The organism is Nocardioides sp. NPDC057767, assembly GCF_042798275.1.
In the GTDB taxonomy this organism is placed as follows: Bacteria; Actinomycetota; Actinomycetes; order Propionibacteriales; family Nocardioidaceae; genus Nocardioides.
Genome location: NZ_JBHVKJ010000021.1, coordinates 63,878 through 90,353 on the forward strand (window position 1 = coordinate 63,878; position 26,476 = coordinate 90,353).

Here is a 26,476-nt window from a genome sequence, read left to right on the forward strand (position 1 = left end):
GTTCACCGGTTCGTGACCTCGGGAGCCCCCATCGGGGCGAACCAGGTAGCAGAATTACCTGCGTCCGTAACGCACAGTCTGGAGGATTCATGTCCGGGAAGAACCGCTCCGTGCTCACCATCGTCAAGCTGCTGCTCGCAGCCCTCGTCGCCACCACCGGCCTGTTCGGCGCCAGCGTCATCTCCGCCCCCGCCGCGCAGGCGGACTGGGCACCCAGTTGCACCCACTCGGGCTGCGCCGAGGCGCTCAGCTCCAACCGCACCTGGGCCTCCTTGGGCTACCCGTCCTCCCGCGGGTGGTACGACTGGCCGCCCACCGGCACCTGCAACTTCGCAGGGGGCACCTACAACAACTACGAGGGCGAGCTCCCCACGGGCCACTCCTACCTCGAGTTCGACGTGACCCCGCGCGAGTGCGGCGCTCCGCGCCAGTCCTACCGCATCGTCCTCGACCGCACGACGGGTGATGTCTACTTCACTCCGGACCACTACGGCACCTTCTACTTCCTGACCTGACCGGTTCTCCGGAAGGTCGCGGACGGGCCTCTGACCTGGGCGAACACCTTCGTGTCCTACCCGGGTCAGAGGCCCTTTCGTACGCCACGTGCAACCTGAGACCCCACTGAGACGTTCTGGACACGACGCCGAGGATCGCGTCGGGCCTGGGAGCCCGCCGTACTCTTGGTTCGTTTGTGACCGCGGGAGGGGACATCTTGAGCTGGCAGGGCAATCCGCCTTACACACCCACGCCGAAGCCGAAGAAGAAGCGGGTGAGGAAGGTTCTGAAGGCCTTCTTCGTGCTGATTCTGGTGGGCGCGCTGATCGGCACCCTGGGTGTCATCGTGGCCTACAACGCCATCCCGATCCCCAACGCCAACGCGGCCTACGAGAAGGAGACCTCCTTCGTCTACTACCGCGGTGGCAAGGAGGAGCTCGGCCGCTACATCGCCGACTCCCAGGACCGTGACTCGCTGCCCTTCGACGAGATCCCGCAGCTGATGAAGGACGCAGCGGTCGCCGCCGAGGACCGCACGTTCTGGAAGAACAGCGGCATCGACATCAAGGGCATCGTCCGCGCGCTGGTCAACAACAACACCGGCGGCACCCAGTCCGGCGCCTCGACGATCACGCAGCAGTACGTCAAGAACCTCTACCTCACCCAGGAGCGCACCTACACCCGCAAGGTGAAGGAAGCGGTCATCTCGCTGAAGATCAGCCGGCAGAAGTCCAAGGAGGAGATCCTCGCCGGCTACCTCAACACCATCTACTTCGGCCGCGGCGCCTACGGCATCGAGGCCGCGTCGAACGCCTACTTCGACAAGCCGGCCGCGAAGATCAACCTCCGGGAGGCTGCCGCGCTGGCCGCCATCCTCAACGACCCCAACGACCTCGACCCGAGCAACGGCGAGGAGGCGGTCGCCGAGCTCGAGGGCCGCTACCGCTACGTCATCAACTCGATGGTCACGATGGGCATGGTCGACGCCGCCGAGGGGGAGAAGGCCAAGGCCGCGCTGCCGAAGTTCAAGAAGCCGCGCTCCGACAGCCGCTACGGCGGCCAGAAGGGGCACGCGCTCAAGCTCGTCCGCGACGAGCTCCTCAAGCTCGAGGACGAGCAGGGCGCCCCGCTGGTCACCGAGGACGAGATCAACGGCGGTGGGCTGCGGATCACCACCACGCTGACCAAGAAGACGATGAAGACCGTGGAGGACGCGGTCAACGACGTACGTCCGGAGGACAAGTTGGCGTACGTCGAGGGCGACGTCTCCGACGAGCTCCACGTCGGCGCGGCCACCGTCGACGTCAAGACCGGCGCCCTGCGCGGATTCTACGGCGGCCAGGACTACCTCGACTCCCAGATCAACTGGGCCGCGAGCAGCGCCACCATGGCCGGGTCGACGATGAAGGCGTTCACGATGGCGGCGGCCCTGAAGGCCGGCTACTCGCTCAAGGACACCTGGGACGGCAACTCTCCCAAGGACTTCAATGGCCTGCCGATACGCAACTCCGGCCAGAGCGCCGCCGACCCCTACGGCCACAGCTACGGCGCCAACGTCAGCAGCCTCCAGGCGATGGAGGACTCGATCAACACCGCCTTCGTGGAGATGTCCGACTCGCTGCCCAACGGCAGCAAGGACGTCTACGACATGGCCGTACGCGCCGGCATCCCGCGCGGCGACCGCAGCGACGCCAACTACCCGGGCATCCCGAGGAAGTCCGGCGGCGACATGCGCCCCGACAACTTCCTGCTCACGCTGGGCAACTCGACGGTCAGCCCGATCAACATGGCCAACTCCTACGCGACGATCGCCAACCGTGGAGTGCACAACGACGTCTTCGTCGTCTCCAAGGTGGTCGACGCCGACGGCACGGTCCTCTACGAGCACGACGACACCGAGACCAGCCGGCGGGCGATGGACGAGGACGTCGCCGACGACACCTCCTACGCACTCCAGCAGGTCGTCTCCAGTGGCACCGGCCAGGCCGCCAGTGCTGTGGTCCAGCCGGCCGCGGGCAAGACCGGCACCGCGACCAACGACAAGGACGAGGTCTCCTCGGCCTGGTTCGTCGGCTACACGCCACAGCTCTCCACCGCCGTGGCCTACAGTCGCGGGCAGGGCAGCGGTGCCCTCGACGGCTGGCTCGACACCTTCTTCGGAGCCGACTACCCGGCCGACACCTGGGTCGAGATCATGGGCCCGCTGACCGACGAGCTCGACTACGAGCAGTTCCCCGAGCCGGCCTGGCTCGACGGCGACGCCCCTGAGGAGGGTCACGCGCCCTACGTCCCGCCGAGCCCGGACCCCGAGCCGACCAAGGAGCCGTCGCCGTCGAACACCCCGTCGCCGTCCCAGACGCCGACGCCTACTCCGACGCCGACCCCCACTCCGACGCCGACCCCGACCCCGACGCCGACCAAGTCGCCCGGTCCGCCGGATCCTGATCCCGAGGACCCGTCGACCGAGCCCGGGCCGTTCTGAGGCGGCTTGGGGCCGCATCAGATGACGTGTCAACGCTTGCTGGGGGACCTCACTTCCCGCGACGCTGCTCGACACGGTTAGATAGAGCCCGTGTCTGTGATCGCCCCCGTTGACGTCCACGATGACACCGCTCTGAAGGCTTGGTACGCCGTGGAGGCGGCATCGATGGCCTTCGACCGACCCTACGCGTCACATCGCACCTACGAGGCGCTGGCCAACTCGGTGCGAATGCCGCACGACCACGGCCGCCGGGTCCTGCTCGCCGCGAAGGAGCAGGGCGAGACCATCGGCATCGCCGAGCTCGATCTCCCCGAGGAGGAGCGCAGCCACGTCGTCGAGCTCGGGATCCATGTCCTTCCCGTGCACCGCTGGCGCGGGGTCGGCACCGAGCTGTGGCGAGCCGCCGATGACGTACGCCGCACCAACGGCCGCACCCTGACGACCGCCGAGGTGACCATCCCTCCGAAGTCGTCCCTGGCCTTCGCGCGGGCACTCGGCTTCAAGTCCGTACGCCGCGAGGACCACCTCGCCGCCGACCTCCCGCTGCCGCACAAGCCCTTCAACGTGCTCGGCTACGAGATCCTGATGTGGGAGGACCGCACCCCCGAGGACCTCCTGGCTCAGTTCGTCGGCCTGCGCAACCAGATGGGCAAGGAGATGCCCGGCAAGTCCCAGGAGGACATGGTCGCCCACACCGCCGACCGCATCCGTTCGGCGGAGAAGAGCACCGCCCGCTCCTACGACCGCATCACCGCCGCTGCCCGCGAGATCCTCACCGGCGAGCTGGTCGGCTACTCGGTCATCTTCCTGGCCCACGGCAGCAACGAGGCCATCCAGGACGACACCTTCGTCAAGTCCGCCCACCGTGGCCACAAGCTCGGCCTGGCCCTCAAGGTCGCCACCCTCGCCGCCGTCCAGCGCGACCACCCCGAACGCACCAGCATCCACACCTGGACCGACCCGTCCAACGACGTGATGCAGCGCATCAACCGGCAGTTCGGCTTCCGCAAGATCGAGCTCATGCACGAGGTCCAGCGCACCGATCGTTGGTAGGCCGTGCGGGGCTCGAACCCGCGACCCAAGGATTATGAGTCCTCTGCTCTAACCGACTGAGCTAACGGCCCGGGCAGATCCTAGCGGCACGACGCGGAGACTACGCACGCACTACGTGGCTTCGTCGTCATCGGGGAGCGCCTGCTCGATCCGCTTGCGCGCAGCCTCCTCCTGGCCGTCGACGGCGTGGGCGTACACCGTCAGCAGGACCGACACGCTGTGGCCCGACCACATGGCCGCGAGCGGCGGTGGGGTGCCGGCCCGCGAGCCAGTTCGAGACGGCGGCGTGCCGCAGGTCGTACGCCCGGCGTGCTCGCGGCGACTTCTGCTCGTCCTCGGTGAACGCTTCCAGCTCTACCGAATGACTTGCTGGGAGTCGCGGCCGGACGGAGTGCGGACGTTCTTCGCGAACGGGTCATTCGCCCAGTACGCGCTTACGGTCGATCTCCTCGAGGCCGAGACACTCGCGGCCGTTCAGACTGGGGGAGCGGCGCTCCCGCTGCGCGACCTGATGATGCCGACCGTCGACTCGGGGCTCGACCCGGGCTCGCGCAACTGCATGGGCGGCGCCCCCGCCCTGACAGCCTTCGCACGGCGGGCGCAGGGCGCACGCCCGGCCGACTTCGCCCTCCTGATCCAGGAACGTGGCGCAAAGGTGCACAACGCGTCACGGCGGCTCGCCTCATACCGAAGTGCTTCCACGAGCCGACATCGGAACCCACCTGGGACGTCAGCGTCGGAACGTCGCTCGCGAGGGAGCTCGAGGAGGAACTCTTCGGCAAGCCCGAGGTCGACACCACTCTCGACACCGCCGGACCGTCGACCCGATGCGCTCGGATCTCCTTACCGGCCCGATACGCTACCTGACCGAAACCAGCCCTGCCGGCTGGTCTATGGAGTGCACCGGCTTCGGCTTAAACCTTCTCACTGGAAACTATGAATTTCCGTGTCTTGTCGCAGTGCACGACGAGGGTTTCTGGCACCGTTGCGGAGGTGACGTCGAGAGCAACTGGGAGTCTGAGCGGATCACCCTCGTCTCCTCCTAGGATGAGGCCGGCCTTCGATCCCTCGCTCGCAACCCGGCCTGGTCGGACGAAGGCCTCTTCGTCTACGTGCTAGGTCTGAGACGTCTCCACGAGCCGCACCCCAAGCGCGTAACGCTGCCCCACTTCGAGATTGGATTCACCCAGTGACGACCGCGACCGGCAACGCGTACGACGACGGTGCAGAGCGCCGCGGCTGGCTCATCGGACACTTCATCGACCCCGAGACCAGCCCTCTCCATTCCACCGACGTCGAGATCAAGTGGGGCACGCACCAGGCAGGCGAAGAGCGCCACGAATGGACCGTCGCCGCGGAGGAGGTCCGCACGACCATGGTGATGCTCCTCCGCGGCCACTTCGCGGTACGCCTCCCCGACGGTGACCAGGAGATGAAGCGTGACGGCGACTTCGTCGTCTTCGGGCCGCGCACTTCTCACTCGTGGCAAGCGTTCGATGACTCCATCGTTCCAGACTCCATCGTTCCAACTGTGCGCTGGCCGTCGGTTGTTGAGTCGTCCTAGGTGGGTTGCGCCGGTGCGTCGAGATTCGGGCATTCCCGAGGAGATCACAGCTGAGGCCAAGCCGTCGAAGGCGACTGTGTCGGTAGTGCTCGGAGCTGCCGTGGTGATAGCTGTGGGCGTAGTTGTTGCGATCTGGTCCGGTGGGGGGTTCGAGCCGGAAGAACCGATTGGAGAGTTCATCGGCACCGAGGAGACGGGGGTGCCTAACCTACGCGGCGCAGTGACTCTAGGGATCGCTCTCGGTCTCGCCTGCGGGCTCTTTGTACTGACCAGGCTGACGATGAGCGCCGAGCAAAGGTTGCTCATAGAACGGGCGCGTGACCAGATCGCCGAGGCCGACGCCCAGGTTGTTGCGGAGGAAGGATTCGCCGCGATCTGGCGAGCGTCGCATACCCGCCTCGACTTCTACCATGAGCTCGCGATGGAACAGTCGAAGCGAAGCTTCTTCTTTGGGATCGCCGCCGCTGCATTGGGGCTGGTCGCTGCCGTTGCATGCGCAGTGATCGCGGCGAGTGCAACGTCACTCACTGGCGCGCTTGCGGCCGGCGGTCTCGGCGCGCTGACGACTGCTTTGAGCGGCTACATCGGTGCGACCTTCATGCGGTCCTACGTGCTCGCGTCCCGTCAACTGCGCGCGTACTTTGAACAAGCCGCGGAGGCGTGGCGTTACCTGTCTGCTGAACGGTTGGTTGAGCAGATTCAGAGCGCTGAGCGCCGAGACGAAGCAGTCGCAGAACTCGCGATCCGTGTTGTCGACGGAGCAAGGATGAGAGCAACCCCGGTTGCCCATGGCGACGAGGAACGATCACTCGGGGTGGACCATGATGTGTGAGGTGACTCGACGATCCTAGGAAACCTCAGGCGCATTCTCTCGGCGGCCTTACGAATGTTGAGTGAGCGGGGTGTAAATGCTCGGCATGGTGCGCGGCGCCGGATCCGTTTGCCTAGATACTCTAAGACGCGTTAGCGCTGTGTCCCTTGGTCAGGGCCAGGAACCCTCCTACTAGGCCGCAACCAATGTTGTTAAAAGTCAGACCTACCAACTCAATGACCTTCGTCATAAACATCCATCCCTTCGCCGCAATTTCTTCTTTTCTCGAGAACCGGTTCTTGAGGCCGGTGATGTAGTGAGAGAAAAGAGGCGCAGCAATGAGAAGTGCCACAATCGCGACTCCAGCGATGGACTCGAACCACCAGCCAGACCCAAGCCAAGGGACACAGCGCGTAAATTACGCTAGCGCGGTCTCGCCGACTGTGGTGCCTTCGTGACTCGGGCCTACCAAAATTGGGGTACGCGCGTCGGTGGGGAGATCCCTAGCGGGTACGTCGAACCAGGTGAGGCGCCCATCGGTGCGTGCGAGCGTGAGGTCAAAGAGAAACCAGCCCTGGGCGACGTGGCTTGGGTCGCTCGTCAGCGGAAGGCCCGGGCTGTGACCCGCTACGGACGACACCGGACAACAGTGAGGCTCCTCTGCGACCATTGGAGCGCGACCTGGCATCCAGGACGGTAGTAGTACCCGCTGCGGGCGAGCCGAAGGTTTGATGCCGGTCTCGTTCCGCCGAGCTCTAGTCCGCGGGTTCGATCAGGTCGCCGTGCATCCAGCCTCGCCCGACATCCCAGTGCCCCGTGGCTGGGGTATGACTGGCGCAGATGACGAGGCCTCCCTTTCTGAGACACCGCCGTGATCACGCTTCGGCCGCCATTCGAGCAGGATTGCGGAGCACCAAGTGTGGCCGAACCGAACAAAGCAGTGCCTCGGTGGACGAAATCGCGAGTCCTTCGCAGCTAGTTCGGGGATCGTACTCACGCCACCACGATAGAGAATGTGTTCGGCAGTGGTGGTTGCGGGATCGGGTCCTTGGCCGTCATGCCTACCCAAGATGGGCGATGACCCTCTGTACAACGCACACTGCGGAGCGTGATCGTCCGGATCATCGCTCGCGTGTCCGTGACGATAAACGAGGTACTCGGGGAACTGCGCGCCACAGCGCTGGACGAGCGCGACAAGGGCGACAAGTTCGAGCGGCTGATCAAGGCGTACCTGAAGACTGATCCGGAGTGGGCTGCTCGGTTCTCTGACGTGTGGCTGTGGCCGGAGTGGCCCGAACGCCATGGGGTCGCGGATATCGGCGTCGACCTGGTCGCGAAGAACAGGGACCTAGACGGTTTCTCGGCGATCCAGTGCAAGTTCTACGAGGCTGGGAAGAAGGTCGCCAAGAGCGACATCGACTCGTTTCTCGCCGCTTCGATGCGACCGGACTTCGGCTTCACCCAGCGCTACGTCTTCGATACGGCGGGCGGGTGGTCGCACAACGTTGAAGCCGAGGTTCAGGGCGTGGTTCAGCGTGTGGACATCACCTACCTCGACGATGCTGCGATCGACTGGGAGCAGTTTCGCTGGGAGACCCCTGAGGTCGTCGTACCCACTGGAAAGAAGGTCCTACGGCCACACCAGGAGCGTGCTCTCGAGGACGTCTTCAAGGGGCTGCAGACCTACGACCGCGGAAAGCTCGTCATGGCCTGCGGAACCGGCAAGACTTTCACCAGCCTGAAGATTGCCGAGCACCTGGCCGGGGCTGGCCAGTCCGTTCTCTTCCTCGTCCCGAGCATCCAGCTGCTCTCCCAGACCCTGCGTGAGTGGATGGCTAACGCCGAGGTAGGCATCCGTCCGTTGGCGGTCTGCTCCGACGTACGAGTCGGTCGCAAGACCAGCACGGATGACGCTGACATGTCGACGATCGACCTGACCGAGCCTGCCACGACCGACGCCGACACCCTGATCGCTCGGCTCGGCGTCGGCAAGCACGCAAAGGAGCGGATGACGGTCGTCTTCTCGACCTACCAGTCGATCGATGTGATCGCCGGGGCGCAGAGGAAGGGGCTGGGGGAGTTCGACCTGGTCATCTGTGACGAGGCGCACCGGACGACCGGGGTAACGCTCGCCGGTGGCGACGACTCTGCCTTCGTCAAGGTCCACGACAATCAGGTGGTCGCGGCGAAGAAGCGGCTCTATATGACTGCGACGCCACGCGTCTTTGGTGAGGAAGTACGCCGTAAGGCCCAGGAGTCCGAGGCGATCCTCGCTGACATGAACGACGAGAGCCTCTTCGGCCCCGAGCTGCACCGGCTCGGTTTCGGCGACGCGGTCGAGGCCGATCTGCTGACGGACTACAAGGTCCTGGTGCTGGCCGTCGACGAGCAGTACGTCGCCGAGAACTTCCAGCAGGCGATGGCCCAGTCCGGCGAGATCAAGCTCGACGACGCCGCGAAGCTGATCGGCTGCTGGAACGGTCTGTCCAAGCACTTCCGCCGAGACGATACTGAAGACGTCGATCTAACGCCGATGAAGACCGCGGTCGCGTTCGCGAAGGACATCAAGACCTCCCAGCTCGCGGCCAGCAGCTTCCCGATCCTGGTCGACCGCGCGCTCCAGGACGAAGCTGGCGGACGCGCCGCAGTTCACGTGGAGGCTCGGCACGTCGACGGCACGATGGGCATCCATGAGCGCAACGGGCACCTGTCCTGGCTCAAGGACGAGAGCCCTAACGACGTCTGTCGGATCCTGACCAACGCACGGTGTCTGTCCGAGGGCGTTGATGTCCCCGCCCTTGATGCTGTCCTCTTCCTCACGCCACGTGGTTCGCAGGTCGATGTGGTCCAGTCCGTCGGCCGGGTGATGCGAAAGGCGCCGGGCAAGGAGCTCGGCTACATCGTGCTCCCGATCGTGGTCCCCGCCGGTGTGGCCCCGGAGGTGGCTCTGAAGGACAACGAGCGTTACAAGGTCGTGTGGCAGGTGCTCCAGGCGCTGCGGTCCCACGACGACCGCTTCCACGCCATGATCAACCAGATCGAGCTGAACAAGAAGCGCTCGGACCGGATGGTCATCGACAACGTCACCCCAGGTCAGGACGCTGAAAGTCGGGGAAAGGAGGGTGCCGGCTCGGAGCAGATGGCCTTCGACTTCGGCTTCGAGGGCTTCCGTGACGCGATGTACGCCCGGATCGTCCAGAAGGTCGGCGAGCGGAAGTACTGGGACACGTGGGCCAAGGACGTCACCGACATCGCGCAGAAGCATGTCGTTCGGATCAAGGGCCTGCTCGCCGACAAGGAATCGAACCAGGCCAAGGAGTTCGGCGCCTTCCTAGCTGGTCTGCGTGGCTCGCTCAACGAATCGATCACTGAGACCGATGCGATCGACATGCTCTCCCAGCACCTGATCACCCGTCCGATCTTCGAAGCCCTCTTCGAGGGGTACGAGTTCGCCAAGACGAACCCGGTCGCCCGGATCATGGAGCTGATGCTTGCCAGCCTCGACGAGCACCCGCTCGCCGCGGAGAACGCCCCGCTCGAGGCCTTCTACGATTCCGTACGCCGCCGGGTCGCCGGTGTCGACAACGCAGAGGGCAAGCAGCGGATCCTGGTCGAGCTATACGACAAGTTCTTCGCTACCGCGTTCAAGCGCACCGTGGACAAGCTCGGCATCGTCTACACCCCGGTCGAGATCGTCGACTTCATCCTCCGCAGCGCCGACGGCGTGCTCCGCCAGGAGTTCGGCCAGGGACTCACCGATGAGGGCGTCCACATCCTTGATCCGTTCACCGGCACCGGTACGTTCATGGTCCGGCTCCTCCAGTCCGGCCTGATCGAGCCCCACGACCTCGCCCGCAAGTACGCCACCGAACTACACGCCTCCGAGATCCTCCTGCTGGCCTACTACATCGCCACGGTCAACATCGAGACGACCTACGTCGAGCTCACGGGCGAGACCAAGGAGTACCCAGGTCTCGTGCTCACCGACACCTTCCAGTCCTGGGAGCCCGACGACACCCCAGACTTCGAAATCTTCGCCGAGAACAACGACCGCCTCCAGCGCGTCAAGGGCCTCCCCATCACCGTCATCGTTGGAAACCCGCCCTACTCGAGCGGCCAGGACAGCGCCAACGACAACAACGCCAACGAGAAGTACCCGTCCTTGGACGCGGAGATCCGGAAGACGTACGCCGAGCGGTCGAGGGCCACGAACAAGAACTCCCTCTACGACTCCTACATCCGCGCCATCAAGTGGGCCACCCTCCGGATCCAGGAACGCGGTGTGATCGCGTACGTCACCAACGGCGGCTTCCTCGACTCCAACACCGCCGACGGCATGCGCAAGACCCTCGCTGAGGAGTTCTCCTCGATCTACGTCTACAACCTCCGCGGCAACCAGCGCACCGCCGGCGAGCAGTCCCGCAAGGAGGGCGGCAAGGTCTTCGGCGGGGGCAGCCGAGCCACCGTCGCCATCACCGTGCTCGTCAAGGACCCGGCCAAGACCGGTCCCGCCACGATCCACTACACCGACATCGGCGACTACCTCACAGCCGAGCAGAAGCTCGCCAAGGTCGCTGCCGCCAGGGGAGTCGCGGGGCTTGAACCCGTGACTCACATCGCGCCCAACGAGCACGGCGACTGGCTCAACCAGCGCCGCGACGACTTCCCCTCCTTCGCACCAATCGGCGATAAGAAGACTCCCGCTTCGGCTGTCTTCGTGACGTACGGCGATGGCGTGAAGACTAATCGGGACGCGTGGGCGTATGGAACGAGCACTCGCGCGGTGTCAGGCAACATGCGTCGCCTGATCGACACCTACAACCGTTGTGTCGATAGCGGCGTGGAGTCCTCCGACGAACAGTTGATCAGCTGGAGTCGGGCGCTGCGAAACGACTACGGACGCGGTAGAAGGCACACGTTCGACCGCTCAGCGATCGTCACGAGCGCGTATCGTCCGTTCTTCAGGCAGCGCCTCTACTTCGCGCGCGCTCTTAACGACAGCGTGTCCCTCCAGCCGAGTTTCTTTCCTTCCGGTCATGCGAACTGCGGCTTTTACGTGACCGGGACAGGTGCTGGTGGGCCATTCACCACCCTTGCCATTGACGCGGTGCCTGATCTGGTCTTCCCCGGTGCCGGGAATCCCGGCCAGTTCTTCCCTCGTTGGCGCTACGAGCAGACCGACGGCTCAGGCATGCTCGACCTCGGAAACGAGGTGGTCGATGGATACCGCAAGATCGACAACATTACCGACGAGGCCCTGACGCGGTTCCGGACGGCGTACGCCTCCGAGACGATCACGAAAGACGACGTCTTCTTCTACGTCTACGGGCTGCTGCACAGCCCGGAGTACCGAGAGACGTACGCGGCGGACCTGAAGAAGATGCTGCCGCGGATCCCGTTCGTGCGGGACTTCGCCAGCTTTGCGGAGGCCGGCCGGAGGCTGAGCGAACTGCACCTGGGGTACGAGTCTGTGGAGCCGTACCCGCTCGACGGTCTTGACGTGGAGGCAGCCGGGGACCCGTACGACTTCTTCGCGGTCAAGGACAAGAAGATGGCCTTCGCAAAGGTGCGGGTAGGCGGGAAACTGGTCGCGGACCGGTCGACGATCAAGTACAACGACCGCATCACGGTGTCGGGGATCCCGGAGGAGGCGTATCGGTACATGATCGGCAGTCGGTCGGCGATCGAGTGGATCATCGACCGCTACTGGATCAAGACCGACAAGGCCTCCGGTATCGTCAACAACCCCAACGACTGGTCCCGCGAGGTCGGCGACCCGCGCTACATCCTTGACCTGCTCGCCCGGATCGTCACCGTCAGCCTAGAGACGATGAAGATTGTCGACGGGCTGCCGCCGCTCGACATCATCAACGAATCGGGAGATGAGAAGTAGATGGCCAAGTACGAAGTCAGGCAGACCGCCGTCGAGCAGCTGCTCGCCGACGTCAAGGCCGACCGGATCGCGATCCCGGAGCTGCAACGACCGTTCGTGTGGGACAGCGTCAAGGTGCGTGACCTCATGGACTCCCTCTACAAGGGCTACCCGGTCGGCTACCTCATCACGTGGCAGTCGGTGGGAGCCAAACTGAAGGGCGGCGATGTCGCTGCCTATCAGCAGATCCTGATCGACGGTCAGCAGCGCGTCACGGCCTTGCGGGCTGGCGTGGCTGGGCTCCCGGTGATCGACAAGCACTACAAGAAGGTCAGGATCACCATCTCCTTCAACCCGGTCACCGAGGAGTTCGCGACGCGCACGCCTGTGATCGAGAAGAATCCGCAGTGGATCTCGGACATCAGCGAGTTCTTCAACAGCGCCGGCACCTTCACCTTCGCGAAGAAGTATCTGGAGAAGAATCCGGAGGTCGACCCAGAGCGTTTCGAAGCCACCATCGGGCGACTGGCCGCGCTACGTACGGCCCAAGTGGGGATCATCTCCTTGGCCGACGACCTCGACGTCGAGACGGTCTCCGAGATCTTCGTCCGGATCAACTCAAAGGGCGTCCCGCTGAGCAGCGCCGACTTCGCGATGAGCAAGATCGCGACGTACGGCGACCGGGGGCGCAACCTGCGCAAGCAGATCGACTACTTCTGCCACCTTGCCGTCGCACCGCATGCCTACGACGACATCAAAGAGAACGACACCGAGTTCGCGGCCACTGACTACTTCAAGTCGATCGCCTGGCTGAAGGACGAGACCGACGAGCTCTACGACCCCGAGTACGGCGACATGATCCGTGTCGCCGGCCTGGTCGGGTTCAACCGCGGCAAGGCGTCGTCGATCGTCAGCGAGCTCTCAGGTCTCGATCCAGAGACGCGCAAGATCGACGAGAGCCGGATCCCTGGGGCGTACGACAAGCTCGAGGCCGCGCTCAAACAGATCGTCAGCAAGTATCACTTCGAGAACTTCCTGATGACGATCAAGTCGGCTGGTTTCATCGCCCCGGACATGGTGCGGTCGAAGAATGCGCTCAACTTTGCGTACGCGCTCTACCTCCGCCTCCGCCAGGACCCTGGGATGGTGGAAGGGGAGCGTAAGCGCATCGTGAAGCGTTGGTTTGTGCTCTCGACGCTGACGGGTCGTCACTCCGGAAGCTTCGAGTCGACCTGGGAGCAGGACATCCGACGCATCACCGAGCAGGGCGCTGCAAACTACCTCAAGCAGGTCGAGGAAGGCGTGCTCACCGACGGCTTCTGGTCGGTCACCCTGCCGAACGCGCTTGAGACTCCACGGACCACGAGCCCCTACTTCCAGACCTACCTGGCTGCGCAGGTATCGAAGGGAGCACGCGGGTTCCTCTCGAAGGGGATCACCGTCGCAGCGATGCTGGAGAACTCCGGCGACATCCACCACATCGTCCCCAAGGACTACCTGCAGAAGAACGGCTTCCCGAAGCAGGGCGACTACAACCAGGTCGCCAACTTCGCGCTCACCGAGACGTCGATCAACATCAGCATCAGCAACAAGCCCCCGATGACCTACATGGGCATCGTTGCCGCCCAGATCGAGACCGGAGAGCTTGCGCTCGGCGAGATCACAGAGACTGACGACCTAGCCAAGAACCTTGTGGAGAACGCCATTCCTGCCGACTTCGCGGAGGTGACCGCGGGTTCGTATCCGGAGTTTCTCGTCGCACGCCGCAAGATGATGGCGGCGGCTATTCGGGACTACTACCGGGCTCTTTGATCGGGCTCGCGGCCGACGCTGCACGCCCTGGGGATCGCGGACTGCTAGAGGTGAAAGCGGATCGCACGTACCTCGTTAACGATCCGGCGGACCTCGTCCTTGTCGTTGAGGGCATGGGCGGTGACGTCGGCGTACGGCTGCTCCCAGCGCCCGACGTATTGCCCGCTCTGGGTTGAGACCGTCACGGCGCAGACCCGGTTAGTCTCGCGGTCGATCGATGCGTCGATGATGTAGTCGCTCATGCAACCCATCATGGCCCCGACCACCGACAGTCTTACACGGCCGAGGCTTCGACGAAGTCGGCGCTGCACACGCCACAGACGATCGGCCCGCGCTCCACGACCGCGGCCGAGGCTCGGATCCGGCGGCCGGGGGAGCACTCGCAGACAAGCACAAGCCCGTTCTTCGGACGCCGCGAACCACCACCGATACCGCCTCCACCTGACGGACCACGCTTCCCGCCTCCAGTCGGCCCGACCGGAGCCGCGTCCTCGGTGTTGCGGAAGGCGACAATGGCCGACGCGAGCGCCTCGATCTCCTCGACGTACTCAACCGCGGTCCCCGGGGGCGAGCTCCATGCTGGACCAGCCGATCGTCGGTGCCTCCGTGATCGCGAGCCCGAGTTCCTCGCCGAGGAGCTTGAAGCGGTTGTTGTGGTAGCGGCCCTGCCGGCTGGTGTCCTTGATGCCGCGTACGTGAGCGACGCCGTGGGCCGCCTCGTGGAGGAGCGTTGCGAGCACTGGTTCAGCACCGCGGCGGAGACCTTCGCCGCCGACGAAGAGCTTGGCCAGGCCGACGGGGTCCTTGGTGTCGTACGCGATCCAGCGCTCGGCCGCGAAGCGTCCGAGCTTGAGGGCGCCGGCGGGTACGCCGATGCTGCCGGCGCCGAGGGTCACCACGACGTCCGGCACATTAGGGTGTCGGAGCTGGATGGCGGACCAAGTGGCATCGAGCGCGGCGACGAGCGCACTGGCGTCCAAAGTGGAGTTGACTCCTAGGTGTCAATCGATGAACGCTGGCGAGCGTATGACCGTCACCGGACAGTCGCCGGAGGCATGCGGCAGATGTGGTCCGCTCTTCACCAGGCGCTGGTCACCCGCCGCTCCTGAGGTAGAACCTGACGTCTACCCAGAACTCGGTATCGCACTCCATGAAGGCGCCCGGACTTAGCGCCGTCGCGCCGAGGATTGGCGGGTCCAGAGGACGATGTGGCCGCAGTTCGACTGGGTCGTCGTCCGATTCGTCGAGAGGGCCAACCTGCCGTCTCTTGGCGACGCCGATCGTGAAACCTAGGAGTTCTTTGTGGCCGACCTCCCGACCAGCACGCCCGGTTGGTATCCGGATCCGCATGACTCTACGAAACGACGGTGGTGGGACGGCACAACCTGGGGGCCATACGCACCAGACGAATCCAACTCGCAACCCACGAGTGCCCCGGTTCCGCCGCCGCCTCCTGGCTTTGGTCAGGCCGTCCCGCCGCCACCGCCTCCTGGCTATGGCCAGCCTGTCCCACCGCCTCCTAACTCTGGCCAGTTGAACCTGAAACAGCTTGGAACGGCCGGCCCTGCCGGGTCTTCTCCAAACCTGTGGCTGGGGTTGGCGATTGGTGCGGTCGTGCTCAGCTGGATCCCGATCCTTGGCCTTCTGCTCGGTGGGGTCGCACTATATTTTGCCAGCCAGGCCTTCAAGACTGGCTCATCTGGTCGCAAGCAGTGGGCGGCCGGCGTCGCTGTCCTTGCCATCATCATCGGCCTGAGCTCGACAGCCTCGGCGTTCTCGCCGTCCGATGACGAGTCGACCCCGACAGCTGACAGCACAACTACTGCAGAATCCTCGGAAGCCGTCCCGTCGCCCTCGAAAGATCCTTCCTCAACAGCGGCCGCGGCCGTCGAACCGTCGCCTACTCCGACGCCGAAGTCGAAGCCGAAACCGAAGCCGCTGAACATGCCTGACAGCGAGGCTAGGTTTATCAAGCATGTCACGGCCGCGTCGGACGATTACGACCAGGCAGCTACGGACCTACAGCAATCCCAAGTCGTCAAGAAGCGCAACCGGGCCATCTGTTCTGACCTCCCAGATGGAAACTTCGTCGACTGGGTCGGCGAGGTCAAGAACGTCGGAGCGAACGGCGAGGGCAAGGCTTACGTCGCCGTCGACATCGACGACAATATCCACGTTCAGACCTGGAACAACGCCTTCTCCGATCTGAGCGACAACACTCTGATCCCCGAGGAATCACCGTTCTTCGACACTCTCACGCAGCTCGTTCCTGGCGACAAGGTAACGATCTCAGGATCCTTCGTGGGTGAGTCAGGGTCCTGTGTCAAGACCAGCAACATGACCGAGGTCTTCGGAGTAGTGGACCCGCAGTTCATTGCCCGGTTCAGCAAGGTCGAGAAGAAGTAGACCCGACGGGCTGCTCACAGACGGCCGCCAGGCAGTCCATGTTCTTGTACGTGAGTAGGACGCGGACATGTTCGCAAGAACGTGGAACAAGTGCTCGATCTGGACATAATCGATTGCCTTCTGACCGGCGAAAACACTGCTCGGGGACGCTGACCCCGCGTGCGCTCGAGGAGCGTCTCGGCGGCGCCTTTCGGCATGATGAGTCCGCTGCTCTGACCGACTGAGCTAACGGCCCGCAGGGGAGCCTATCGGGACCCGACATGTTCCCGCGCTCAACCCTCGTCGTTGGCGGCGATCGTCCGGCGACGTACCGACGCCTGCGCGTCCCCTTCGGTGTCGTCGCGGGATCGCGAATTCGTGCTGCCAAAGGTATGCCCCGCCGCGCATCGGGTACCTCCCAGGGTACGTGGGTGGTTGGAGGGCCGCCCGAGGAGGGAGCACCAACATGTCTGTCACCACACGAGTGGGGACCGCTGTCGCGGCGGGTTACGTGCTCGGGCGGTTCAAGAAGCTTCGACTCGCCGTGATCGTCGGGTCGGCGCTCAGCAACAGCGCCGTCCGCGACCGCAGCCTCGAGCTGTTGAAGATCGGTACGCAGAGCCTTGGCGGGTCGTCGGACGTACAGAAGCTCGGGCAGCAGGTCAGCGGAAAGCTCGTCACGGCTGGTAAGGCGGCCGCGGTCGCCGCGGCAGCGAGCCAGCTCGACAAGCTCAGCGATCGGTTGCATGAGCGGAGCACGCTCTGGGGCGCTTCGTCATCCGACGAGGACGCCGACCAGGACGTCGACGAGGAGACCGACGAGGCTCCGGAGGACGAGGAGCCCGAGGACGAGTACGAAGACGAAGCCGAAGACGAGGACGAGGGCGAGGAGCCTGAGGACGAGTACGAAGACGAGCCTGAGGAAGAGCCCGAGGAAGAGCCTGAGGACGAGGCCGAAGACGAGTACGAAGACGAGGAAGAGCCCGAGGACGAGCCCGAGGACGAGGCGGACCAGCAGGACGAGGACGACGAAGAGGAGAAGCCGCGCCGGCGCGCGCGGAGCTCCCGTCGTCAGCGCGCAGGTGCGCCGACAGGAGGTGCCTGAGTCATGACGGAGCAGACACGCAAGAAAGCGACTTCCGGCACGGAGGACTCGAGCCTTCTGTCGCAGCTCCCCGTCGATCGGCTGCGCAAGGAGGTCCTGGGCCTCGGCCGCGCCTTCGGGAAACGGAGCCTGAGCAAGCTGGGCAGCGGCGTCGAGGGGCTCACCGACCGACTGACCGGCATCGCCGACGGTGTCCCTTCGATGAGAGGGGCGAAGGGATCCAAGGGTGGCTCGACCGTGAAAGCTGGGGCGAAGGCGGCCGTCGACAAGGTGACGGCTCCGGTCGGCAAGGTGAAGAACACCGCCGCCCAGGTCAAGGACACGGCGACTCAGGTCAAGGACTCCGTCGACAAGGTCTCGAGCGGTCTCAACAAGAGCGAGCAGCCCACCGGCAAGAAGCTCAAGGTGACCAACATCGTCGAGACGGTCGACGTACCCGTCAGCCGGGACGTCGCCTACGAGCAGTGGACCCAGTTCGAGGAGTTCCCGTCGTTCATGAAGAAGGTCGAGAACGTCACGCAGGAGGACGACCAGGTCGTGACCTGGCAGGCCCAGGTGTTCTGGTCCCACCGCACGTGGAAGGCCACCATCCTCGACCAGGTTCCGAACGAGCACATCGTCTGGAAGAGCGAGAGCGAGAAGGGACGCATCGACGGTGCGGTCACCTTCCACGAGCTCGCGCCGAACCTGACCCGGATCCTCGTCTCGCTCGAGTATCACCCCAAGGGCCTCTTCGAGCACACCGGGAACCTCTGGCGGGCCCAGGGGCGCCGGGTTCGCCTGGAGATGAAGCACTTCCGGCGTCACGTGGCCAACCACACGCTTCTCCACCGCGACGAGATCGAGGGGTGGACGGGCGAGATCCATGACAAGGAGGTCGTGGACGACGGTTCCGGCGAGGACTCGGAGAACGGGCAGAAGAACAGCTCCGAGAAGAGTCGGGGGCAGAGCGGGAGGACGAAGGCCCGTACGGCGAGCAGCTCCCGGAGCTCCGAGAAGTCGTCGGGCAGCACGTCGGGGTCCTCCAGCAACAGGTCTTCCGGGAACGGGTCGTCCGGTGCTCGACGGCAGACGAAGACGACTACCGCGAAGAAGACCGCTGCCAAGAGGCCGGCAGCCAAGAAGACAGCGGCGAAGAAGACCGCTGCCAAGAAGCCGGCGGCCAAGAAGACCACGACCACGCGGCGCCCGGCGAAGCAGAGCGCCAGCAAGCAGAGCACGAGCAGGCGTACGTCGTCCTCCGGCTCCTCCACGAAGGCATCCTGACCATGGCCGAGGACGACGAACGCCGTGTCCAGGAGCTCGAGCGCAGCGTCGAGGAGCTCATGGTGGAGGTCGATCGCTATCGGACCGCCACCGAGGACGCCTTGCAGCAGCTCGACTGGTGCATCGGCTACTTCGTCGGGTGCGGGAAATCCGGCCTGGCGAGGTCGCTCGGCGCCAACCGGGCCTACATCCGCAGGCACGTACTGAAGCGGGCCGAGCAACCCGTGCCCGCCGGCACCCCGGCAGAAAGCGACTGAGTCATGACCATCACCCAGCAGAACCGGTACCTCGACCGTCCGGCTCCGAGCAGCCTCGCCGACGTCATCGACACGATCCTCGACAAGGGTCTGGTGATCGACATCTATGTGCGCGTCTCGCTCGTCGGCATCGAGCTGCTGACGATCGACGCACGCATCGTGATCGCCAGCGTCGACACCTACCTACGCTTCGCCGAGGCGGCGAATCGGCTGGACCTCACCGACACCCAGACGCACGGCATCCCGGAGCTGATCGAGGGGGTGACCGAGTCCGGGGCCAAGGGGAAGACATCCGGCGCGATCGAAGGCGCCAAGGAAAAGCTGGGGAGCATTCTCGGCGGCGACGACGAGGACTCCGGCAAGGACGCCGACAAGGACGACGACGAGGACGAAGGTCAGGGTCGCAAGCAGCCTGCTCGGCGCACTCGGAAGAGCACGTCCAGACAGACCAAGGAGAAGGAGGACTGACCGTGCCTGTCCACATCTACGGAGTCACGGACACCTCGGTCACGATCCCCTCGGACCGGAAGGGACGAGCCGCACGTCCGCTGCGACGCATCGACGGCGATGGCCTTCGGGTGCTCGTCAGCGACGTGGACGCCGACTCGCGCGTCATGCGCGCGGACCTGATGGCGCACGCCCACGCCCTCGAGGCGATGGCTGCGGTCGGGACGGTGCTGCCCATGCAGTTCGGTGTCGAGATGCCGGACGACGACACCGTACGCCACGAGCTGATCGAGAGCCGGGGCGGAGAGATCCGCTCGCTCCTGGAGCGGTTCGACGGCCTGCTTCAGCTCAGCGTGTCGGTCGACCTGAACGAGGAGGAAGCCCTCCGGGAGGCGCTGCGGCGCGATCCGGATCTCGTCGCCCTGCGCGACCACGTACAACGCGCCGGCCCGGCGGAGCGGCCCTCGTCCGAGCTGCGCCTGGGCGAGGCGATCGCCGGTGCGCTGGACATGCTGCGGGCCGAGGTCGGCGACCGTGTCGTCGACGAGCTGGTCCCGGTCGCCCGGGCCGTCTCGCTCGGGGAGGCCCGTGGAGCGCTGCAGGCCGTCGAGGCCGCGCTGCTGGTCGAACGCGACCGACAGAGCGAGGTCGATGCGACGGTGACCACCCTGCGCGAGGACCTGGCGCCGTTGGCGGCCGTTCGCTACGTCGGCCCGCAGCCGCCGTACGCATTCCTCGATGCCGCGTCGTCGGAGGTGCCCGCATGGGGCTGATCAGCCAGCTGCTCACCCTGCCCATCGCGCCCGTACGCGGGGTGATCTGGGTCGGCGAGAAGATCCTCGAGGAGGCCGAGAGCCAGTACTACGACCCGGCCGCGGTCCAGGCCGCGCTCGACGACGTCGATGCCCGCCACCAGGCGGGTGAGCTGACCGACGAGCAGGCAGCCGCCCTCGAGGAGGAGCTCGTGCAGCGACTGATGGCCGGGGGCTGGCATGACTGACCCGTCCCTGTCGACGATCGCCGAGCACGTGCTCGAGGAGCTCGAGGCGCTGGTGGGCTGTCCAGCCGAGGGCGTGACCGCGATCCGTCGCGACGACGACGGCTGGATCGTCACCGCGGACATCCTCGAGCTCGAACGAGTCCCGGAGACCACCGACGTGCTCGCCTCCTACGAGGTCACCGTCGACAAGGACGGTGAGATCACCGGCTACCGCCGCGTCAACCGTTACCTCCGAGCCCAGGTGGACGACCGATGACCGAGACACCGCGTACGCCGGTCTTCGTCAACAACCGGCCCCAACCGTCTCCCCAGAACCTTGCCGACGTGCTCGAGCGCGTGCTCGACAAGGGCATCGTCATCGTCGGCGACATCCAGGTCAGGCTCCTCGACATCGAGCTGTTGACCATCAAGATCAGGCTCATGGTGGCCTCGGTCGACCGCGCCCGGGAGATGGGCATCAACTGGTGGGAGGGCGACCCGTTCGTCAACACGCTCGCGGACGATGAGAAGCAGGACGAGGAGCTCGACCTCCGCAGGCGCCTCGAGGCGCTCGAGCGCAGCGTCGGCGAACAGAGCCAGATCGTGGAAGGTGAGTCGAGCCGTGAGCGCCGCTGACCCGACCACCGTCGTCCATGCGTACGGCCTCGTGCACAGGCCCCGGACGCTGCCCGATCACGGGATCGCCGAGGCGGACCTGCGCACCATCGGCTTCCACGACCTCGACGTGGTCGTCAGCGATCTTGCTGCGGAGTCGTTCGGCGAGGCCGCGTGGGCGGAGCACGGCGAGGACACCCGCTGGGTCACGCCCGTCGCTTCGGCTCATCACGAGGTGCTCCAGGATCTGGTCGACCACGGGGACGTGCTCCCGCTGCAGCTGCCCGGCATCTACCCGAGCGACGAGGCGCTGGTCGCCGCGCTCGAGTCGAGCCGCACCCACCTCGAACGCGTCTGGCGGTTCCTGAGCGGACGCGTCGAGTGGTCGCTGCAGGTCTTCCCGACGTCGGCTCCGCGCGAGTCCCAGGCACCCGCGCCCAGCAGCGGCCGGGAGTACCTCGAGCGACGCCGGTCCCAGCAGGACGCGCGCGACGAGCAACGCGGACGGCGCGAACGCCTTCTGCCGAACACCCAGGAGGCGCTGGCTCGCGAGGCGGTCGCGAGCGTGGTCAGGGCACCGCTGGACAGCGCCGTGACCGGCCGCGAGGAGCCGATGCTGCTCAACAGCGCCTACCTGGTCCCACGTGAGAAGGAGCGGCGGTTCCTCCGGGTCGCGGAGGAGCATCACAATCAGCTGGTCGTCGACGCGGGCATGCGCGTCGAGGTGAGTGGGCCGTGGCCGCCCTACAGCTTCGTCGGCGCGGGGGAGCGGCGCGATGACGATCTGACCGGGACGGTGTCGTGACGCTCGAGCACTCTCCGGCCCTCGACGAGACGTCGCTCGTCGACCTCGTCGACCGTCTGATCGACGGCGGTGTCGTCGTGGGCGGCGACATCGTGCTGTCGCTCGCGGGTGTCGACCTCGTCTACCTCGGCCTGCGCCTGGTGCTCGCCCCCGCCCACAAGGTCTCGCCGCCTGATTCCGGGAGGCATTGGTGATGCTCCTCTACGCCGTGGCCGCCGCAGACACCAAGGGCGACGCGGTCGATACCCCGCTGGAAGCACACCGTTGCGGCGGGCTGACCGTCTTCGCCGAACCTCGTACGCGGCCACCCGAGCAGTCGACGCGCGAGCTGCTCGGCTTCGGCCGCATCCTCCACCAGCTGTGGTCGTACGTCCCCGTGCTGCCGATCCGCTTCGGCACGGTCGTGAACGACGGCGACGAGCTGGACCAGCTCGTCGCCGAGCACGAGGCCGAGTGGACCGACCGCCTCTCCGCCGTCACCGGACGCAGCGAGTGCATCGTCCATCTCCCGCTGCCCGACCGAGCAGGGGGCGAGCGGACGGGGACGGACTATCTCCGCCGGCGCGCGACGGAGGTGAAGGAGCACGACGCCGAGATCGCCGAGCTGCATGCGTTGCTCGCTCCGTACGCCTCCGAGATCACACCGCTGCGGTCGGTCCGCTCACAGGAGTCGCGGCTCTCGGTGCTGGTTCACGACGAGCAGGTCGAGGCAGCGCGGACGGCCATCCAGGACTGGGCCGTGAACCGGCCGGGCGTGAGGATCACCGGCCCGTGGCCACCGTTCAGCTTCTGTCGGGAGGCCGGCGAGTGACCCGTCCCGACGACTCTGCACCGTGGCCCCTGGACCTCGACGACGAACGCGACCTGCCCTCGGCGTTGAGCCGGCGCATCGACGCCGACCCCGAGTCCGTGGAGAAGGGACTCGTGCAGCTCGTCCTCACCCTGGTGGAGCTGCTGCGGCAGCTGATGGAGCGGCAGGCGATCCGCCGCATGGATGCCGGCGGCCTGAGCGACGACGACATCGAGCGACTGGGACAGACCCTGATGCTGCTCGACGAGAAGATGACCGAGCTGCGGGAGCACTTCGGGCTCACCGCCGAGGACCTCAACATCGATCTGGGTCCGCTGGGCAAGCTGCTCTGACGGGCTCAGCCCTCGCTGTCGATGAGGTAGCGTCCGTCGGAATAGACGAGCCCGAGCGTCACCGTGCCGCCGTCCTGGCGGCCGTCCTTCATCGTGTAGTTGTAGGTGTAGGTCACCTTGAGCGGGTCGACGCTGGGGGAGACCGACACGACGCTGGTGCTCGCGACGGAGCCCCACCAGTCGCGATAGCCCTCGAGCCCGCCGCTGCTGGCCTGGAACGCCGGGGTCAGCATCGAGCTGTAGGCGCTGTCGGGATTCGCGGGGGCGGTGGCGAGATAGTTGCGGATGAAGGCGTCGATGCCGTCGGCGCTCGCCCCGGCGGTCTCGCTCGCCGATGGGCTCTCGCTCGGGGTCTCGCTGCCTGTCTCGGTAGGTGTCGGCTCCTCAGACGGCTCCTCTGACTCCTCCTCGGCGGCGTCCTCGGTCTTCTCGTCGGTGGCCTCCGACAACGGCGAGGCGGAGGCGACCTTCTTCGGCTTCGCGGTCGGCTCGTCCTCACGGTTGGCCCACAGCGCCCCGCCGACCAGCAGCACCACTGCTGTGGCCACGATGAGGACCACCGGCCACCACCTGCGGCGGCCGGCTCCTGCCGGCCGCGAAGCCAGCGCGGGTGCCGGGGCCTCCGCGGGAGCCGGCGCTGCGACCGCGGTGAGCGTCTGCGTACGCATCGCCACCGGCTCCAGCTTCTCGGCCGCGATCCGCCCCGCGAGGAAGTCGAGGACGTCCTGGGCCGACCACCGCTCGGCCGGGTCGTAGGCCATGGTGTGCTCCAGCAGCGGCGCGAGCCGACCGGCCAGCGGCGTACGCGGCGGGTCCTCGTGCACGACCCGGTACAGCGTCGCCAGCGCGTTGTCGCCGATCCCGTAGGGCGGCTCGCCGGTCAGCGCCTGGAAGAGCGTCGCGCCCAACGACCACATGTCGCTGGCCGGGCTTGCCCGGCCACCGGTGGCGATCTCGGGGGCCAGGTACGCCGGCGAACCGGTCACCTGCCCGGTCTGGGTGGTCTGAGAGTCGACGCCGCGGGCGATGCCGAAGTCGGTCAGCTTGGCACGGTCGGCGCGGCCGACCACGATGTTGGCGGGCTTCACGTCTCGGTGGACGATGCCGGCGCCGTGGGCGGCGCGCAGGGCGGAGGCGATCTGACCGATCAGCCTCGCGGCGTCCTCGACGGGCAGGGCGCCGTCGTCGCGCACCATGTGGGCGAGGGTCTTCCCCTCGACGTACTCCATCACCAGCCATGGCTTGTCGTCGTCGCGCACCAGGTCGAAGACGGCGACGACGTTCGGGTGGACCAGTCGTGCGGCGAGCCGTGCCTCGCGTTCCACCGCGGCATCGGACACCCCATCGAGCGCGACCAGCTGTTTGAGCGCGACGGATCGTCCCAGCACGTCGTCGGTGGCGAGCCAGACGGCCCCCATCGCTCCCCGGCCGAGCTCCCTCTCGAGCCGGTACCTCCCTGCGATCACCCAGGTCCCCTCAAATCTCAACGCGTTGGCCAGTGGTCAACTCTAGGGGGTATCGCCTACTACCCTTGCTTCCGGGACAACCCGTTCCGGGCCCCGGAAACACCATCTGAGAACGATCTGAGAAAGGCACCACGTGTCCATCGATCCCACCCTCCTCGACGACCTCGAGTGGCGAGGCCTCATCGCCGACTCGACGGACCGCGACGCGCTCCGAGAAGCGCTGGCCGGCGGGAGCGTGCGGTTCTATATCGGGTTCGACCCCACCGCGCCGAGCCTCCACATGGGCAACCTCCTCCAGATCACCATGGCGATGCGCCTGCAGCAGGCCGGCCACACTCCCTACGTACTCGTCGGCGGCGCCACCGGAATGATCGGCGACCCGCGCGACTCCGGTGAGCGCACCCTCAACTCGCCCGAGACCGTGAAGGAATGGGTCGGGAAGGTGCGCAGCCAGATCGAGCGCTTCGTCTCCTTCGAGGGCGAGACCGCCGCGACGATGGTCAACAACGCCGACTGGACCGCGTCGCTGTCGGTGATCGACTTCCTGCGTGACATCGGCAAGCACTTCCCGGTCAACCGGATGCTCGCCCGCGACACGGTGAAGAAGCGTCTCGAGGACGGCATCTCCTACACCGAGTTCTCCTACATCCTCCTGCAGTCCATGGATTACCTGAACCTCTTCCGTACGCACGGGGTCAGTCTCCAGTTCGGCGGCTCGGACCAGTGGGGGAACATCACCGGCGGCGTCGAGCTGGTCCGCCGGGTCACCGGCGAGACCGTCCACGCCTTCACCACTCCGCTGATCACGAAGGCCGACGGCACCAAGTACGGCAAGACCGAGGGCGGCGCCCTCTGGCTCGACCCGACGATGATGTCGCCCTACGCCTTCCATCAGTTCTGGCTCAACGTCGAGGACGCCAAGGTGGGGGAGATGCTGCGCGTCTTCACCTTCCTGTCCCACGAGGAGATCGAGACCCTGGAGGCGCAGCACGCGGAGAAGCCGTTCCTGCGGGTGGCTCAGAAGGCGCTCGCCGATCACATGACGACCCTCGTCCACGGGGCAGGGGAGACCGAGCAGGCCAAGCAGGCCGCGGCCGCGCTCTTCGGGGGCGGCGACCTGGCGACCCTGAGCAGTACGACACTGGCCGCCGCGATCACGGAGGCCGGGGCCGTCGAGGTGGAGCGTGGTGAGGAGCTGCCGACGTACGTCGACCTCTTCGTCGCCGCCGGCCTCGTCTCCTCCAAGGGGGAGGCCCGCCGGACGATCTCCGAGGGCGGTGCGTACGTCAACAACGTCCGTGTCGAGGACGTTGAGGGCGCGCTCGACGAGAAAGAGTTGCTCGGTGACGGCTGGGTCGTCCTGCGCAGGGGCAAGAAGAAGTTCGCCGGCGTACGCCTCAAGTAGCTTCTGACCTGCGAGAACGCCCCGGCGAAGGTGACCGCCTTCGTCGGGGCGTTCCTCGATTTGGCAAGCGCGTCATCGAGGCGTAATGTTCATCTGGTCGCCGGGGTGCGGCGGGAAGCAAGCTCGAGTCTTCGAGCGGGTTTCCGGCCCCTGAGTCGGCCGCCAACACTCTCGAGCTTCAGCTCGGTTCAGAGCCTCTGTCGGGTCCTCGGACCAGACGATCGAGACGCGAAGAACCGTTGATTGATTGTCTTGTGCTGTGCGGGTGTGGATATTGCTTTTATCCGATAAACGCGTCTGATCGCGGAATTGGAGCTGAAAGCGAGATCCGATAAAGTCCTCCAGGACTGAGGCGATTAAGTCTCTGACTTTCAGGCAAGAAAGCGCGATAGCGCGGAATTGCGAAAGTGAGAATGGCTCGCTAAAGTCCGGAAAGACAAAGCAGAGATACAGCTGCTGATCCGGCGGAAAGCGCGAAAGCGCCGAGTTGGAAAAGCGAGAGTGGCTCTGATAA

At 65.8% G+C, this 26,476-nt stretch carries 27 protein-coding genes and 1 tRNA gene; 22 read left to right on the top strand and 6 right to left on the bottom strand.

The features are described from left to right. Window positions 1-89: 89 nt before the first annotated feature. From ACFVDI_RS12975 to ACFVDI_RS12985, 3 genes are all read left to right on the top strand, one after another. A complete protein-coding gene (locus ACFVDI_RS12975) occupies window positions 90-515 on the top strand; it encodes a ribonuclease domain-containing protein (protein WP_378905382.1) in 426 nt (141 codons plus the stop codon). 254 nt (window positions 516-769) lie between these two features. Next, entirely contained in the window at window positions 770-2,977 is a 2,208-nt protein-coding gene (locus tag ACFVDI_RS12980) for a transglycosylase domain-containing protein (RefSeq protein WP_378905385.1), read from the top strand. Between the two features lie 90 nt (window positions 2,978-3,067). Further along, a complete protein-coding gene (locus ACFVDI_RS12985) occupies window positions 3,068-4,030 on the top strand; it encodes a GNAT family N-acetyltransferase (protein WP_378905388.1) in 963 nt (320 codons plus the stop codon). Here the strand turns inward: ACFVDI_RS12985 and ACFVDI_RS12990 are convergent. After that, window positions 4,025-4,101, bottom strand: a tRNA-Ile gene (locus tag ACFVDI_RS12990). The genes ACFVDI_RS12985 and ACFVDI_RS12990 overlap by 6 nt on opposite strands. Before the next feature lie 40 nt (window positions 4,102-4,141). Next, the gene (locus ACFVDI_RS12995) at window positions 4,142-4,264 is read right to left on the bottom strand and encodes a hypothetical protein (RefSeq protein ID WP_378905391.1); all 123 of its coding nucleotides are present in this window, start codon (window positions 4,262-4,264) and stop codon (window positions 4,142-4,144) included. Window positions 4,265-5,219: 955 nt separating this feature from the next. Here ACFVDI_RS12995 and ACFVDI_RS13000 point away from each other — a divergent pair. The 5 genes from ACFVDI_RS13000 to ACFVDI_RS13020 all read left to right on the top strand — a co-directional run bounded on the left by ACFVDI_RS13000 (window position 5,220) and on the right by ACFVDI_RS13020 (window position 14,089). Beyond that, window positions 5,220-5,594, top strand: a complete 375-nt coding sequence (locus ACFVDI_RS13000; protein ID WP_378905394.1) for a hypothetical protein — start codon at window positions 5,220-5,222, stop codon at window positions 5,592-5,594. Between the two features lie 13 nt (window positions 5,595-5,607). Further along, window positions 5,608-6,426 carry a hypothetical protein gene (locus tag ACFVDI_RS13005; RefSeq protein ID WP_378905397.1) on the top strand — a complete coding sequence of 273 codons (819 nt, stop codon included), beginning with the start codon at window positions 5,608-5,610 and terminating at the stop codon, window positions 6,424-6,426. 433 nt (window positions 6,427-6,859) lie between these two features. Beyond that, window positions 6,860-7,105, top strand: coding sequence for an NUDIX domain-containing protein (locus ACFVDI_RS13010; RefSeq protein ID WP_378905398.1), 246 nt, complete (start codon window positions 6,860-6,862; stop codon window positions 7,103-7,105). Between the two features lie 432 nt (window positions 7,106-7,537). Next, entirely contained in the window at window positions 7,538-12,298 is a 4,761-nt protein-coding gene (locus ACFVDI_RS13015; protein WP_378905401.1) for a DEAD/DEAH box helicase, read from the top strand. After that, window positions 12,299-14,089: a DUF262 domain-containing protein gene (locus ACFVDI_RS13020; protein WP_378905404.1), complete on the top strand. Its 1,791-nt coding sequence runs from the start codon at window positions 12,299-12,301 to the stop codon at window positions 14,087-14,089. 44 nt (window positions 14,090-14,133) lie between these two features. On the opposite strand, the gene ACFVDI_RS13025 is transcribed toward ACFVDI_RS13020, so the two are convergent. Further along, on the bottom strand, window positions 14,134-14,331 hold the full coding sequence (locus ACFVDI_RS13025; RefSeq protein WP_378905407.1) for a hypothetical protein: 198 nt from the start codon (window positions 14,329-14,331) through the stop codon (window positions 14,134-14,136). A gap of 306 nt (window positions 14,332-14,637) precedes the next feature. Next, window positions 14,638-15,069 (bottom strand): hypothetical protein, encoded by a 432-nt coding sequence (locus tag ACFVDI_RS13030; protein ID WP_378905410.1) that lies wholly within the window; start codon window positions 15,067-15,069, stop codon window positions 14,638-14,640. A 553-nt stretch (window positions 15,070-15,622) separates the two neighbouring features. Here ACFVDI_RS13030 and ACFVDI_RS13035 point away from each other — a divergent pair. The 13 genes from ACFVDI_RS13035 (at window position 15,623) to ACFVDI_RS13095 (ending at window position 23,091) form a co-directional block, all read left to right on the top strand. After that, window positions 15,623-16,495 (top strand): hypothetical protein, encoded by an 873-nt coding sequence (locus ACFVDI_RS13035; protein ID WP_378905413.1) that lies wholly within the window; start codon window positions 15,623-15,625, stop codon window positions 16,493-16,495. A gap of 445 nt (window positions 16,496-16,940) precedes the next feature. After that, window positions 16,941-17,579, top strand: a complete 639-nt coding sequence (locus ACFVDI_RS13040; RefSeq protein ID WP_378905416.1) for a hypothetical protein — start codon at window positions 16,941-16,943, stop codon at window positions 17,577-17,579. 3 nt (window positions 17,580-17,582) lie between these two features. After that, window positions 17,583-18,845 carry an SRPBCC family protein gene (locus ACFVDI_RS13045; RefSeq protein ID WP_378905419.1) on the top strand — a complete coding sequence of 421 codons (1,263 nt, stop codon included), beginning with the start codon at window positions 17,583-17,585 and terminating at the stop codon, window positions 18,843-18,845. Window positions 18,846-18,847: 2 nt separating this feature from the next. After that, entirely contained in the window at window positions 18,848-19,102 is a 255-nt protein-coding gene (locus tag ACFVDI_RS13050) for a hypothetical protein (protein WP_378905422.1), read from the top strand. 3 nt (window positions 19,103-19,105) lie between these two features. Beyond that, entirely contained in the window at window positions 19,106-19,570 is a 465-nt protein-coding gene (gene gvpJ / locus ACFVDI_RS13055) for a gas vesicle protein GvpJ (protein ID WP_378905425.1), read from the top strand. Window positions 19,571-19,572: 2 nt separating this feature from the next. Further along, window positions 19,573-20,322, top strand: coding sequence for a GvpL/GvpF family gas vesicle protein (locus tag ACFVDI_RS13060; protein WP_378905430.1), 750 nt, complete (start codon window positions 19,573-19,575; stop codon window positions 20,320-20,322). Beyond that, entirely contained in the window at window positions 20,313-20,549 is a 237-nt protein-coding gene (locus ACFVDI_RS13065; protein WP_378905433.1) for a gas vesicle protein GvpG, read from the top strand. Before ACFVDI_RS13060 ends, ACFVDI_RS13065 begins: the two co-directional genes overlap by 10 nt. Next, window positions 20,542-20,805 carry a gas vesicle protein gene (locus ACFVDI_RS13070; protein WP_378905436.1) on the top strand — a complete coding sequence of 88 codons (264 nt, stop codon included), beginning with the start codon at window positions 20,542-20,544 and terminating at the stop codon, window positions 20,803-20,805. Before ACFVDI_RS13065 ends, ACFVDI_RS13070 begins: the two co-directional genes overlap by 8 nt. Continuing rightward, the gene (locus ACFVDI_RS13075) at window positions 20,802-21,164 is read left to right on the top strand and encodes a gas vesicle protein (RefSeq protein ID WP_378905439.1); all 363 of its coding nucleotides are present in this window, start codon (window positions 20,802-20,804) and stop codon (window positions 21,162-21,164) included. Before ACFVDI_RS13070 ends, ACFVDI_RS13075 begins: the two co-directional genes overlap by 4 nt. After that, window positions 21,151-21,948: a GvpL/GvpF family gas vesicle protein gene (locus tag ACFVDI_RS13080; RefSeq protein ID WP_378905442.1), complete on the top strand. Its 798-nt coding sequence runs from the start codon at window positions 21,151-21,153 to the stop codon at window positions 21,946-21,948. Before ACFVDI_RS13075 ends, ACFVDI_RS13080 begins: the two co-directional genes overlap by 14 nt. Next, window positions 21,945-22,142, top strand: coding sequence for a gas vesicle protein GvpJ (gvpJ, locus tag ACFVDI_RS13085; RefSeq protein ID WP_378905445.1), 198 nt, complete (start codon window positions 21,945-21,947; stop codon window positions 22,140-22,142). Before ACFVDI_RS13080 ends, gvpJ (ACFVDI_RS13085) begins: the two co-directional genes overlap by 4 nt. Then, window positions 22,142-22,759, top strand: a complete 618-nt coding sequence (locus ACFVDI_RS13090) for a GvpL/GvpF family gas vesicle protein (protein ID WP_378905448.1) — start codon at window positions 22,142-22,144, stop codon at window positions 22,757-22,759. The genes gvpJ (ACFVDI_RS13085) and ACFVDI_RS13090 overlap by 1 nt, the downstream gene beginning before the upstream one ends. After that, window positions 22,756-23,091 carry a gas vesicle protein K gene (locus ACFVDI_RS13095; RefSeq protein WP_378905451.1) on the top strand — a complete coding sequence of 112 codons (336 nt, stop codon included), beginning with the start codon at window positions 22,756-22,758 and terminating at the stop codon, window positions 23,089-23,091. Before ACFVDI_RS13090 ends, ACFVDI_RS13095 begins: the two co-directional genes overlap by 4 nt. Window positions 23,092-23,096: 5 nt before the next feature. Here ACFVDI_RS13095 and ACFVDI_RS13100 read toward each other — a convergent pair whose 3' ends face one another. Continuing rightward, window positions 23,097-24,557 (bottom strand): serine/threonine-protein kinase, encoded by a 1,461-nt coding sequence (locus ACFVDI_RS13100; RefSeq protein WP_378905454.1) that lies wholly within the window; start codon window positions 24,555-24,557, stop codon window positions 23,097-23,099. Window positions 24,558-24,690: 133 nt separating this feature from the next. On the opposite strand from ACFVDI_RS13100, the gene tyrS reads away from it, so the two are divergent. Continuing rightward, entirely contained in the window at window positions 24,691-25,962 is a 1,272-nt protein-coding gene (tyrS, locus tag ACFVDI_RS13105; RefSeq protein WP_378905457.1) for a tyrosine--tRNA ligase, read from the top strand. Between the two features lie 72 nt (window positions 25,963-26,034). On the opposite strand, the gene ACFVDI_RS13110 is transcribed toward tyrS, so the two are convergent. After that, window positions 26,035-26,476 (bottom strand): hypothetical protein (locus ACFVDI_RS13110; protein ID WP_378905460.1); only part of this gene is annotated, 442 nt, incomplete at its 5' end.